This is a genomic window from Sulfuracidifex tepidarius, from assembly GCF_008326425.1.
GTDB lineage: Archaea > Thermoproteota > Thermoprotei_A > Sulfolobales > Sulfolobaceae > Sulfuracidifex > Sulfuracidifex tepidarius.
In genome coordinates this window covers 86,466-98,887 of record NZ_AP018929.1, presented here as the reverse complement: position 1 = coordinate 98,887, position 12,422 = coordinate 86,466, and the positions used below count along the sequence as shown (strand labels likewise).

The 12,422-nt window shown below is 40.3% G+C and carries 15 protein-coding genes and 1 pseudogene; 5 read left to right on the top strand and 11 right to left on the bottom strand.

Going from position 1 to position 12,422, the window contains the following annotated elements:
- Positions 1-178: 178 nt before the first annotated feature.
- Positions 179-1,315 (top strand): glycosyltransferase, encoded by a 1,137-nt coding sequence (locus IC007_RS00490; RefSeq protein WP_054845397.1) that lies wholly within the window; start codon positions 179-181, stop codon positions 1,313-1,315.
- A 133-nt stretch (positions 1,316-1,448) separates the two neighbouring features.
- The gene (locus IC007_RS00485; RefSeq protein ID WP_149528186.1) at positions 1,449-2,831 is read left to right on the top strand and encodes an oligosaccharide flippase family protein; all 1,383 of its coding nucleotides are present in this window, start codon (positions 1,449-1,451) and stop codon (positions 2,829-2,831) included.
- 1,316 nt (positions 2,832-4,147) lie between these two features.
- Here the strand turns inward: IC007_RS00485 and IC007_RS00480 are convergent.
- The 8 genes and pseudogenes from IC007_RS00480 to IC007_RS13970 form a co-directional block, all read right to left on the bottom strand.
- Positions 4,148-4,576 carry a hypothetical protein gene (locus IC007_RS00480; protein WP_054845394.1) on the bottom strand — a complete coding sequence of 143 codons (429 nt, stop codon included), beginning with the start codon at positions 4,574-4,576 and terminating at the stop codon, positions 4,148-4,150.
- An 11-nt stretch (positions 4,577-4,587) separates the two neighbouring features.
- Positions 4,588-4,782, bottom strand: a complete 195-nt coding sequence (locus tag IC007_RS00475; protein WP_054845393.1) for a glycosyltransferase family protein — start codon at positions 4,780-4,782, stop codon at positions 4,588-4,590.
- Between the two features lie 143 nt (positions 4,783-4,925).
- Positions 4,926-5,048: a hypothetical protein gene (locus tag IC007_RS13980; RefSeq protein ID WP_256202517.1), complete on the bottom strand. Its 123-nt coding sequence runs from the start codon at positions 5,046-5,048 to the stop codon at positions 4,926-4,928.
- A gap of 534 nt (positions 5,049-5,582) precedes the next feature.
- The gene (locus IC007_RS13075) at positions 5,583-5,759 is read right to left on the bottom strand and encodes a hypothetical protein (protein WP_156303729.1); all 177 of its coding nucleotides are present in this window, start codon (positions 5,757-5,759) and stop codon (positions 5,583-5,585) included.
- Positions 5,760-5,834: 75 nt separating this feature from the next.
- Positions 5,835-6,317, bottom strand: coding sequence for a DUF8612 domain-containing protein (locus IC007_RS00470; protein WP_149528185.1), 483 nt, complete (start codon positions 6,315-6,317; stop codon positions 5,835-5,837).
- Between the two features lie 48 nt (positions 6,318-6,365).
- Positions 6,366-7,538 (bottom strand): annotated as a pseudogene (locus IC007_RS00465) (RNA-guided endonuclease TnpB family protein).
- Between the two features lie 44 nt (positions 7,539-7,582).
- Positions 7,583-7,792, bottom strand: a complete 210-nt coding sequence (locus tag IC007_RS13975) for an ATP-binding protein (protein WP_054845391.1) — start codon at positions 7,790-7,792, stop codon at positions 7,583-7,585.
- Positions 7,792-8,130 (bottom strand): AAA family ATPase, encoded by a 339-nt coding sequence (locus IC007_RS13970; protein ID WP_256202516.1) that lies wholly within the window; start codon positions 8,128-8,130, stop codon positions 7,792-7,794. The genes IC007_RS13975 and IC007_RS13970 overlap by 1 nt, the downstream gene beginning before the upstream one ends.
- Before the next feature lie 1,568 nt (positions 8,131-9,698).
- Between IC007_RS13970 and IC007_RS00455 the strand changes: the two genes are divergently transcribed.
- Both IC007_RS00455 and IC007_RS13590 read left to right on the top strand, forming a co-directional pair.
- The gene (locus tag IC007_RS00455) at positions 9,699-9,923 is read left to right on the top strand and encodes a type II toxin-antitoxin system PrlF family antitoxin (protein WP_054845389.1); all 225 of its coding nucleotides are present in this window, start codon (positions 9,699-9,701) and stop codon (positions 9,921-9,923) included.
- Positions 9,924-10,057: 134 nt separating this feature from the next.
- A complete protein-coding gene (locus tag IC007_RS13590) occupies positions 10,058-10,267 on the top strand; it encodes a hypothetical protein (RefSeq protein WP_054845388.1) in 210 nt (69 codons plus the stop codon).
- A gap of 161 nt (positions 10,268-10,428) precedes the next feature.
- Here the strand turns inward: IC007_RS13590 and IC007_RS13965 are convergent, their stop codons facing one another.
- Positions 10,429-10,563 (bottom strand): hypothetical protein, encoded by a 135-nt coding sequence (locus tag IC007_RS13965; protein ID WP_256202515.1) that lies wholly within the window; start codon positions 10,561-10,563, stop codon positions 10,429-10,431.
- 91 nt (positions 10,564-10,654) lie between these two features.
- Between IC007_RS13965 and IC007_RS00445 the strand changes: the two genes are divergently transcribed.
- Positions 10,655-11,029 carry a putative metallopeptidase gene (locus tag IC007_RS00445; protein WP_054845387.1) on the top strand — a complete coding sequence of 125 codons (375 nt, stop codon included), beginning with the start codon at positions 10,655-10,657 and terminating at the stop codon, positions 11,027-11,029.
- A 545-nt stretch (positions 11,030-11,574) separates the two neighbouring features.
- Here IC007_RS00445 and IC007_RS13585 read toward each other — a convergent pair.
- Both IC007_RS13585 and IC007_RS13580 read right to left on the bottom strand, forming a co-directional pair.
- Positions 11,575-11,946, bottom strand: coding sequence for a DUF4143 domain-containing protein (locus IC007_RS13585; RefSeq protein WP_232048952.1), 372 nt, complete (start codon positions 11,944-11,946; stop codon positions 11,575-11,577).
- A gap of 3 nt (positions 11,947-11,949) precedes the next feature.
- A complete protein-coding gene (locus tag IC007_RS13580) occupies positions 11,950-12,411 on the bottom strand; it encodes a DUF8612 domain-containing protein (RefSeq protein WP_232048951.1) in 462 nt (153 codons plus the stop codon).
- Between the last annotated feature and the right edge of the window lie 11 nt (positions 12,412-12,422).

Genomic DNA, 12,422 nt, shown 5'->3' with positions numbered 1-12,422 from the left:
CTTTTAATTGGATCGCAATGCTCAAGATTGCAGATGATAATTCTCTTCACGTCATTTTGGTAACTTCTCACATGGTTCCGTATAAGGATACCAGATATTCACTGAATTTATCTGTGAAGTATTCCTTGATATACCTATTCTAGTAAAATTTAAATAGAGAAAAATCTTTCCACTGTCAATGTTATTTACATTTGTAACTGACCCACTCACCTCTATCTATGGTGCTGTTAAGCCTGCGGTTATCGTAGGGAAGGAATTAAACAAGATGGGTCATGAGGTTTCTTTTGTTAGCACACAGATAAGCGAGAAAGCAAAGGAAGAACTGAGCTGGGCTAACGTAACCTTAATAAAGCGAAAGACGAAGGTAGGTAACTCTCTATTCAGTTCTATACCTATACTCAGGGAGAAGGTAGGTAACTCTCTATTCAGTTCTATACCTATACTCAGGGATTGGATGAAGGCTATGATACTTCCCTCCGAGATTGAGGTCGAAGGCGACGTGGTGGTGAACTCCTCTAGTTCCGTGTTGGTTAACTCTACCGTTTACTATGGACAAGGACAAATAACTAAGGCTTTAGACGACATAGTAAAGGCGAAAGACTTCCCCTGGAGATACAGAATTGTGTATAACTCTTTCGGGCCCATCTTCAGGAGGCTCGAGATGAAGCATGTTAACAAGCTTAGAGGTATGACTAGTTTTTTTATAGCAAATTCTAACTACTCTAGAAAACTTTACGAAAGTTGGAGTATAAAGGTAGACGACGTAATATATCCACCAGTTGATGATACGCTTTTTAGGCCTACGACAAACCCAGAAGGGGATTACGTAGTCACATACGTTGGCGTTGAGGGAAAGGAGACTGACCTTGAAGTACTTAGACGTCTCTCTGACGCCGGAGTAAAGGTGAAGGCATTTGGAAGGATGAAGGTTGAGAAACAGATAGGAAAGAACGTAGAGTTCTTGGGTTTCGTTGATGAGAAAAAGCTGGTAGACCTCTACTCAAACGCTCTATTCACTTTGGTGGTATTCAACCATGAACCTTTCGGCTACGTACCAATTGAGAGTATGGCATGCGGTACTCCAGTACTGAGTTATAATAAACAAGGTCCTTCTGAAAGCGTTTGTGAGAAATGCGGTTGGCTTGTGGCGAGCAGGGATGAGATGATAAAGAAGGCAATTGAGATATGGAAGAAGGGATATGACCCAAAGATGAGAATAAATGCGATGATGAAGTCAAAGAGGTATAGTAAAGACTCAATAGTGAAACAATGGCTATGCCTTATCAAGGAAGAGAAAGTAGAAAAAGAGAGATAGAATTTTCTACATAATTATATTAAATAATAAAGCAATGAAAGTCATAGCTAGAATGCATGAGGTTTTTCTAATCTAGACATGACATCTCTCTTCTAGTAAATTTTTAATTAAAGGAAAATGAAGTACATTGTCCATGAACCCGCTCACAGCGTCGCTCAAGTTCCTTGCTACCAGTACCTTCAACATTATCATTATCTTCGTTTTCTTCCTCTTTGCTACTAGATTAGTCTCGCCTGAGTTTGTGGGTGAAATAGCGATCCTACAACTGGTGGAAGTTCTAAGCAAGAGCTTTCTAGGTATCATATCACAACCCGTCATAGTCAGGGATATAGCTAGGGATCTAGCTCTGGGGAAAAGGGATAGCCTTTCTAGTGTAGTACTTTCCTTCTCTGTTCTTGAGTCACCTTTATTCCTGCTTTTCGTCTTCTTTATGCCTGAAAACTTATGGATCTCAATCCCCTACTTCGTCGTCTTCACTTTTTCCACTTACCAGATGGCTATCCTTTCAGGTTTAGGCAAGTTCGACCAGATAAACATAGGGAATGTATTGATCCTCATTTTCAGATGGGGTTTATCCCTAATATCGATTTTCCTTGACAACGTGGCCCTCTTGGTTTTTTTCTGGACTTTGGGAGCCCTGATCAGGGCATTATACTATAACCACCACATACCCTTTCGGTTTCGTTTAGAGTGGGGAAAAGTAAAGGAGTTAATAAGATCAAGTTTACCGCTATACGCATCTGCAGTCTCTTGGTTTTTCTCTGGGCAAGGTGACAGAGTAGTAACCGTGTACTTGCTTGGTACATACGAATTAGGGTTATATCAGTTCATAGCGCTCATAGCCACAATCCCCACCTTCTTGTTAAATTCTATAGCTAACGCCTTGGTGTCGTCTTTATCTTATCATACCACCAAAGGGAGGGACTTGACCTCTATGGGCTCACTATTTCTGAGGACTATTATGCCATTGAGCGTCATCATAGCCATACTAGGATACGGCTTATCTCCCTTCATCATTCATTACCTTTTCCCTGCCTACGTTGAAGGGATAGAACCACTTCAGCTCCTATTCCTTACTACCATGTCCCTAATTCCCTTTCAATTTCTCCCATCAATTACAGTAGTAGCTAGGAAGAGTTACATGCTCTTCTTTCTTCTAGGTGTGGGCATAGCTATGGAGATAGTGCTCTTTTCTTTCATGCTCATTCCTAAGATGGGCATACTTGGAGCGGCGCTCTCACAGATTGTAAGCAATATGACGTTTTCAGCTTTGATTACCATCATATCCGTGAAGCAGAGAACCTTTACGTTAGGGAAGAAAGAGGCATTAGCATTCTCGCTTCTCCTGATCGCACCACTCTCCCTAGTCTCATGGATAATCTCCCTCCTGCTAGTTATCGTTGTGACTAAACTTGCAGGAATAATAGAGGAAGAGGAGATAACCTTAATAAATGCGTTGTTGCCCGAAAGGTTATCCCCACTAGCAAGACTGATCAGAGTCATGTTCCAGAGTTAGGAGATGAAGTTTAAAACAGACGAGCTATTTCCTTCATGGACTAGCTTCTATAATAATATCCTGTTATAAGACTGTTTCATTTGCATTTTTTTAAATCTCTTAGAAGCGTTCACACCGATATATTTTAGCGATAAGTATTACTTACAAGCAGAGATAATAATTAGGAAAGATTTACTCTGTCCTTCTTTCAGTGACCATATGACCAAGTTCGGGATTCAGATAGATGTGCTGCAGAGATTTAGATGATCCTTGATAGTAATAGATAGAAAAAGTGAGAGACATCTCAAAATCTAACTGTCGTGGTTTAAGTTATGATAGCTTATCCCGATATCTGAGCCTGCAGAGGTATAGTGTCCTGTTAATGAGCCATTGTGAGAAGTGAAATTATTATTCTTAAATGTAGATTTGCGAGATAGTTATAACTAAGTTGCTGAGACTGTTGATAAGATACAGATTTGCTTGTAGAGCTAAGATATTTTACAAGTGACTCTACTATACCTTCACTATGTTATGTCTACACGAGTGAGATTACATAACGTTGATAAAGACTAGAAAACTTTCTGTCATATCAAGTTATTCCTTACTCTAGACGGGGGCAAGGAATAACTTATACGGTTATAAAGATTGAGGCACGGCCTCTCTATCTATTACTCTAAACCATCTTATACTTTCTTAACTTCATAGAGCAAGAACTTTCGCCGATATGCGGTATAGACATGTTCCACCAAGGTCATTGGTTTAAGATCATTATACAGTCACCTTGCCTTTTAAAAATCAAGGAAGTATAGGAACAAGCTTGTAGGTTTCGAGAGGACTAAGACTATTAATGAGAATCTCGAAACAGTAAAATTTTTATAGTTAATACTAAAATTGTTTTATATTTGAAAAAGTATTTTATATTATAGTATTATTTTAGTTTGAATTCTCTTTTTAATGAGTAGTAATTCAACTTATTTCTTAGCCAATTGTTTCTCAAACTGATGAGACTTAGAATAAAGAAGAATGTCCTTACTATATTTAGAGTATATAAGTAGCTGAAATACAATTTAACTAGATTAAGTTGACGAATATCCAAACTACACTCGAATTTATCGAGAGTATTTTCCATTCTTTTGATATAAATAGCTCTATAAGCCGATAATTTTTTTTCATATAACTGGATAGTTCTGGCCAAGATCTATCAAAATAAGTGGCAATGAGGTATTCATCGTGTAAGCTTCTACAACAAAACTCTAACTTTTCCCTGATTCTAATGGATATTTGTTGCTGATCTTCTAAGAATGAATTACTCGTACCTACCCCGACTCTATACTTCGTCAATGGCCTAGAAAGTTGTAAAAGAGTCCCTCCTTAGCCGTTATGAAATAGAGGAGTAAATCAAGTATAAGGGACAGATTAACAAATAGGTCTCTGTATTTTTCAATGAGATATCTTCTCACTGTAAAGGAGCTATTATTATGATGAATACTTGGATATTTTTTATAAAGAGATAGTGCATTATCCTTGTTGATTTCTACGTCCCTAGAAGGTTGTAGTTTAACATACTGCTTTACTAGAGTATTGTTAAAGGGTTTATTTATCTCCGCTCCAGTTGGAGTGATAAACTTCTGGAAGTTATGGACCCCTGTCAAGTATGGTCTTTCGTTGAAGATCTCCTTTACTACTCTTACCTTGCAGGGCATGAAAATATCGTCGTCATCTAGGAAGGATATAAGGTCAGTATCCAATGCCTCTACGCCAGTCATGATTTCAGGACCTAATTCTTTTTCCTGATATTTTCTATTATTTCTACGTTAAGCCCGTCTATTTTAGGCACTTTACTCTTATCGTCAGCCATTATTACAACCTTATCTGGAAGGACGTCCTGAGATTTCAAAGAGGATAAAGCATCTTTTATGAAGTCGTATCTTTTGTATACTGTTACTAGGACTCCAAGAGAAAGACTTGACAATTCAACTGCATTTTGAAGAAGTAGTATATAAAATTTTAATACGAAGAGCTAGAAGATTGATCTAGAAATACAATGTTTCTAGTATTATCTTTGAATTATTAATTCATAATTTCGATATAACCTTCAGACTTCAGAAACCGTTCTCATCTACTTAACTGAGATAGAGCAAATCCCAACATTATGTAACAACTGAAGATCTCTGGAAAGCGTGGCTTGTGAAAGAAAGTCAACCCGTCAACTACCTTAATGGCCACACTATCCTTCACCAAGTCCGACCTCTCACGCCTTCACGGGCTCCTCGTACTTCTCTTCACGATTCTTACAAGCGAACAAGACACAAGAGCATTAAAACCTCGGATGTCTCATCTTTACATTCAGGATCGTCAAGTTATCTCCATGGCCTGGTAAATGTAAGGACTTACACCTTTCACTAAACGCTTACCTCACCTACACGAATACTTTACCCCAGACTTCATGCTCAACCACATGTTTATCATGGTAAGAGCACGAAAGTCTAGCTTAATTATGACTTACCCATAAGTAACACCTCATTCGAACACTTATACCAAAGGGATACATTATGAATTTATTCCAGAAATCTTATAATTTATATAACACTTTTTATCTTACATTGCATTTTACCAATTATTTTTTAACGTAAGTTCTGGATTTTTCATAGAGATTTTATATAAATAGAAATTTGCAGACTAACGGATACACATATAAGACACGTTTTTCTCCAGGGATTGAAGGACAGGACGCATCTACTCTAACTGATTTCATGAAAAGGAGATTGCAAGTCAACTCTCGTCAATGTCTTCGTCCTTAGCGAGAAACTCGTACACTGGTGTGGAATCAACCTTGGTTTCATTCGTGAATATAAGTAGCAACTCTTTGTCGACCTTGATCATTTTCCTAAAATCCTCGAAACCCTTTAGCTCCCTCTTCACGTTCTTCTCGTCCAGTACGTACGCCACTTGAATCGCAGTGACCTTCCTACCCTTGAATACGAAGTCGACCTCGCTCTTCCCTTGTGACCAGTAAAATAGCTCTCAGTGTTCCTTGAGAGCATGACGATACAAGTGCTGTGCAACTAACGTCTCCAACCTCCTCCCTATAGAGACGTTGAAGGGTTGAAGAAACCCGTTATCTACCGCATAAACTTTCCTGGGTGAGGTCTCCAAAGCCTTAGGCGAGGTAGAGAACTCCTTCAGGAAGAACAAGAGATAGGAATTCTCTAAGTAACGAGAGTACCTTTCCACGCTCTTCACGGGTATCTTGAGGAATTTAGACGTGCTGTTGAAAGTTACCTTGGACGCAGTGGCTGACAAGTAGAAGTTAGAAAGGGACCTAACCTTGTCCTCCCTTCTTAACCCGTACCTAGAGACAACGTCCTTGATTACGACGGTTTCAAAATAGCTGGATAGGATTTCCCTTCTAATTTCGTTTCGAAGCACAACGTCTGGGAACCCTCCGTTCGTCATCATGTCGACCAAGGTCTGCTTTATCTTCTCTAAATGCAGAGAATAGTCCAACTTCCCTTGAAATTCTATTCCCTTAAATTGGACTGACTTCCTCCCCGCCTAAAGGGCGAGGGTTCCCCTCATCGATTTCGGGTTTACATCTCTCATTTGAGGGGCAGTCGAGAGGGTCAGAGAACCCCTCCCATTAAGATTCATAATTGCAATAACGTCACGATCGTTCTCATAACCACAAGACGGAAAGCGGAAAAATACCTATGAGAGATCTCCTCCATCCTTTTCCTACTTTTAGGGCATGAAACGGAAGAGTAACTGGGATTCACGAATTCTACGACCGCCACGCTTCCTAGCTTGCCACACTATCCAGTACTGAACACGACGGTATTGCATTAGATATAACTTATCCCTAAACTCCTTAGATAATTTATCCACGTTCTTGATGAGGTTCTTAAGGTTCTCTAACTTTATGACGTTGGCACCCATCATCCTTGCTATTTCAACAACCCATTTTCCCACTTTCCTAGCATAATCCTCCATGACCATCTTAGCCTTTAGGTGGAAGGAGTGAATCCTATACAGTATCCTCTTATTCTCCTTCCACCTTCTTTGATACTTCTTCTGTGACCTCTCAGCTAAAGACTTGAAGCGGTGAGCTTCCTCAAGCCTTGTTGGAATCCTAACATAATGGGTACCATCCTTGCCAACAACTACCTCACCCATGTTAACGTCTACGGCAATACTCCCCTTCACCTCAACCTTCTCTTCCTCTCTTTCAAAAACTACTTTTAGAAAAGCCTTATCACCCTTGACTACTAGCCTAGCCTCCCTCATCCTCCAGTCTGCATATTCCTTCAAGTTCCTAGGATAACCCAGAATTGGTAGTTCACCAACACCAGCAATCTTAACACTCCTTGTCTCGAAGTCTACACTATAGCTCGCTTTAGGAGTTAACCATAGAGTGGGCTTATATACCCTAGGAAAACGACCCCTCTTGGGATTATTGTACCAACCCTTGTACGTCGCGAGAGCGTCTCTATAACAGTCCTCAGCAACCTTTGAGGGTAGATTGTATTCCTTCCTTAACTTCCTGTACAGCCCCTCATGGACTTTTCCTAAAACTCCCTTCTCTTCCGGATTTCTCACGTCCTCTTTCAACCAGAATAACGAAAAACGTATTGCTTTCACGTAGTTGTTCACGAGGTCTAGGAGGGGTTCAGAGAGTACGATCTTCATAGAAACAGTAGCTCTGATCGCTTTTTTACTCCTCCTAGCCATTAAAAGAATTTCGAGAAAGAAGTATTTAAATTTCCATCCCCGCCCTAAAGGGCGAGGCATTCAATCTTTGGTAACTCCCTGAAAGACAGAGGAAAGACGCGCACCTCGACGTGCCTCCCCGAGAGGAGGGAAGCGTACTCTGAGGAGAGTAACTTAGCTGAGGAACCACTCACCACTACTCTCGCCTTTCCCCTTTCCGTTAATCCCCTTACGAACCGTTCCCATTGGCCTACCTCTTGAGCTTCATCTATCACTATGAGCGTTTCTTTTTCCCCGTCTTCACGTTGTCTAGATACGTCTGGTATAGCTTCAATAGTATGTCATACTCCAGAGTAAGAAGCCTCTCGTCATCCAGTCTAATGATCAGTGTGTCTTCAGGTTCGTATTTCCCTAGTTTGATGAGGTTATTCACTACTTGCCTAGCTATGAACGACTTACCTGCCCTCCTTATCCCCGTGATTGCAACTATCCTTACGTTCTCCAGTAGACGGGTGATGTATTCCGTGTAGGCTTCCCTAGGCTTCCCTGTCTCTAAAGGCTTTCTCCAAGCGTTCCGCTCCACCATCATAGAAAGGAATTCATTCTCATCCATTTTCCTCTTATAGAGGAACGCTCCATGTAATATGAATTTTGTCTCTTGTGACAAACTAAGACGTAAAAAGTTTGTCACATATGACAAACTATAAGGTAAAGTAGTTCTCTAAGATTTAAGGTAAGAGTCGATTTTCCCTGCCATAAATGATAGCTGAACTCTATTCTAAGAAATAAATACATTCTTAAATATCTATAGCTTTTTGATTAAAGTTTATGAATCTTTAACAATCAAAAGAAATTTAAGATGAAAGAATAAATAATAGCCGAGGTCATATATGTAATATTTATTTAAATAAAGGCAAATAATTCACAGAGTTCTCTCATTTTTCCTTACAGATTCCACAAGGATAGGCTTAAATTAAGGAAAATTTAGATGAAGTCTTTCTCATAGTGCTGTCGCTAAGCTGTAAACTTGGTAGGACATCTAATAAAACGTGATTTTTAGATGTGGTAGATTCCCCCGTAATTTTATATGTGATGGCAACATTACGCTCTCTCTTTCCACACGTTTTAATAGGTGAACCCGTTAACCAGTGGAATACCATGATAAATAGTTTTTAATCTGCCTTAAAGGGAAATTGGATTATTTATAACACAAAGGAATCCTTTCAAAATATGAAATAATTATAAGATCTAATATCGTGCAGACTTTAGTATGATCTTATTTTAAGCGCACTAATAGCTATCATCTCTATCAACATCGCTCTCGTTTAACTACGCATCCAGTTTTAGAAATAAATACGAAATAAGAACTCAATCAAGTGGGTCTTTCATAATTTCGAAAACTAAGGCACTAGATTTCTGTTTCGTTTGACTTGTAGATCCTTCAATTCCTTCAGATGATAAGTGCCCTTGATTCGCATTGAATTCTAGAGCTTAACTAAAGAGAGTCTCTCATGTGCACTTCGATGTTGAGCGTTTTATCGTTCAGATGAGGCACACGTGGGTCTCGGGTCTGGGACAAATTAGTCCAATGGGTCACAAATCTATTTACTAACACTTGAAGAACATTAGGATGGGCACGTACATGAAACTCGGTAAGTATTTCGCTGAGCATTACGACGTCCTAGTCACGGAGGACATTCGTGTTAAGTAAATTGTTGGTAAGTCCCTTCGGAGGCTGATACTACACGACGCCTTCCACGAACTTAGGAGCTTCATGGAGTATCAGTCAGGGAATTACGGTAAGGAGGCTCGTTTCATGAACTCGCTTTCGCGTCCATGACTTGTGTTAGGTGCGGTCACGTGAGGAGAGACCTAACTTTGGCTTACCGTGTGTTATTGCGGTTGAGTCTCCGATTGTGACTACAACGCTCCCTCAACTTACTGAGGGAGACGACAGTGTCTGTGGAGTTGAGGCCTCTACCCTTGGCAAGCCTCAACAGTGAAGCAGGAAGCCCGAAGGGCGTGGTAGTCCGCATCACTTTCTTTCCTATCCTTTAATAGTTTACATAACTTTGCACTTATTTAGAAATTTTATGATAATTCTATCAATAATTCTTCCCGGTATAGGGGCACAGTCTATCCATTTCAAGTTTATATAATAACGTATACGTATACCCTCTCATGGTTAAGATAACAGAGAAGTTCCAAGTAACGATCCCAGAAGAAGTCAGGAGACAACTTGGGTTGAAGCCGGGAGAAGAAGTTGAGGTACGAGCAGTCAGCGACAATGAAATTTTAATAAAGAGGAAAATTAAGAAAATGAAGGACCCTCTATCAGTTCTGATAGGAGAGCAGATAGAACTAGAGATAGATCCAGAAAAGGTAGACGAAATTGCAGAAAGATAGGTATTTCATAGACAGCAATGTATTTTTTATGCTAAAATTGGAGATAAAAATATGGAGAGTGTTGTAAGAGAGTTATCAAAAAGGTTTTCGAGGGAGAGGTAGATCCATACATAGATACGGTAGTCCTCCTAGAAGTGGCTAACTCATTAGCTAAATTCCTCAAGAGTTACGAGCACATAGAAGAGCTGAATCCTATCTTGTCGCTCCCGATCAAGATGATAGAGCCAAGAAAGGAGGAAGTGGTAGAGAGTTTATCAACTACCTTATCACCTTACGACGCGCTACATGCATATGTAGTAAAAAGGTTTAGAGCTATAGTAATCCGCGGACAAAGATTTCGATAGAGTAAACAGGATAGACCCTTGCAGCTTTGTTTGATCTTTATCATCTTTTCTCTTTTTTCAAGTTTAAATGCTGGTCTGCTGACGTTTCCCTTTTACTATAACGGCATTTTCCATATCAAAACAGACAGAAAAAAAATGAGACCAATTAGGTTAGATTAAATTCAACTGAGGACACGTACTTTCCACTGTAGGTTAGAGGTCATGACAAGAGGCTCGGTATCTTCCACCTGAAGGTGATATGTCAGCTGAAAATCGTGAGGAAGGACTCCAGACGCATTCATACCTCTGCTAACCATATCGTCACCTGATCTTTTGATCTCAGAAACTGTTAGAGGTAGGGATTCCTAAGTATTTTATTTTGTTAATGGAAACATAAGTGAGGTCTCCTTGATCAGGTATTTCGAGGTTCAGGAAGAAGAGGAAAGAATGAGGAGAATCGTTAGGCTATTGAAAATGGAATATATAGATCCGCGCAAGGTCAGAGTCGTAGGATCGCTCGGTTCTAAAGGAAGGGCTATTGCTAGGATCTGGTCTGTGCCGCGTGCTGTGTCATTCGGGTTCGGTCTAGGTACTCTTTACGCCATAGAGTTAGTCTGGGAAAGGTACTCCTTGTTAAACGACGACACCAAGGACAAGGTAATGATACACGAACTCCTTCATATCCCAAGTAAATTCAGCGGAGGACTGAGGCCACACGGAAAGAAAGTGAACCAGAGGGAAGTAAACAAGTTATTCAGGAAAATGAAGGAGATGAAAGGGTAAAGAAGGGATGAGCCTCTCAGTCAGGGAAAATGAGTATTCTCTTTCATCTCTGCGTTCTAGAATGGGGAAACGCTATGAAATGGGAGGGAAACACGAGACATCACGGAATACCTAGGTTAGAGCCCATCTGTTCGGATAGCCTTGTGTATATACTGTAAACGTAACAGGAGTTGAAACACTGAAGGAGACTAAATTGATTGTTAAAAATAGAAGATAAAATGCTTGAGATTTTTTAGTATATGTTTTTATTATATCTATTTGTCTCTATTAAAGAGATTCTTTCACCTCACTTAATAATCCCTATAGCGATAATATTTTAGAATTGAATTAACCAACTTGTTGGAAAGTTAATAGAGTGGTATGGAGAGCGAGATGAAATATATGGTTTTCCAGCTCAGGTTAGATAAACAGAACCGCCTTCCTTTTCTCGTGATATAGGAAAAGGGGAACGGTTATAGAGCCTCTAGAGTACAAGGTATTTTACAGTAATTGTTGCGAAAGCAAATCTTCACGAAGCACGAGATTCATGAGGTAGAGAAAGGAGGTTACAAAGACAGCATCCACTTCCATACCTTCCTGACCTTGATGTCCTCGATTTCCCTCTCATCATCGTCGAAGGTTAACACATATGCTTCAACTTTCCTCCTCTTCAAGACTTCCCGCAGACCTTTCACCTCCTTTTCGTCGTTCAGAGTGAAGGAGACTTGATAAGCCTTCCTCACCTCGTTGTCTTGTACTATCAGGAAGTCGACCTCGTTTTTGCCGTAATAATAGAAAATGGATTTCTCCCCATACCTCCTCAACTCCAGATAGACCGCGTTCTCAAGGAGGGAGCCTAAATTCTGATTGAGTCTGTAACCCACCCCATTTGACAACCCCTGGTCTACTGAGTATACTTTCTTCTCCCCTCTCACCATCTCTTAAAACGAAGGGGACAGAGGCGACACGAAGTAGAGCAGGAGGGAGTCAGAAATGCAAGACGTGAACCTCTCTACCATCCTCAACGGCATGTCTAAGGAACGTGATATCCTCCTGAAAGAAACCCTGTTCCCTATGTTCGAAATATAAAAAGACGAAAGCTCCTCGATCTTCCCTGTCGTTTGACCCCTGCATGCCTGTACTATATCCCTAGTTAAAATATCGTTGTAGAGCTCCAGAAGAATTTTTTCCTTAAGGTTACTCCCTACCACGGAAGGGTAGCCGCCGAACTTGAGGAACTCCAAGAAGAGCTTCTTCACTTCTCTCTCTTTAGCTAAGACATCAAGGGTAGAACCCATCCTAACCCCATGGAACGAAAGGAACTCACTGAAAGAGAGGGGGAGTACTTCCAGGGAGATATGTCTACCCGACAGGACTTCCCTTACTTCCCCTTTATTAATCATTCGGGTTGACC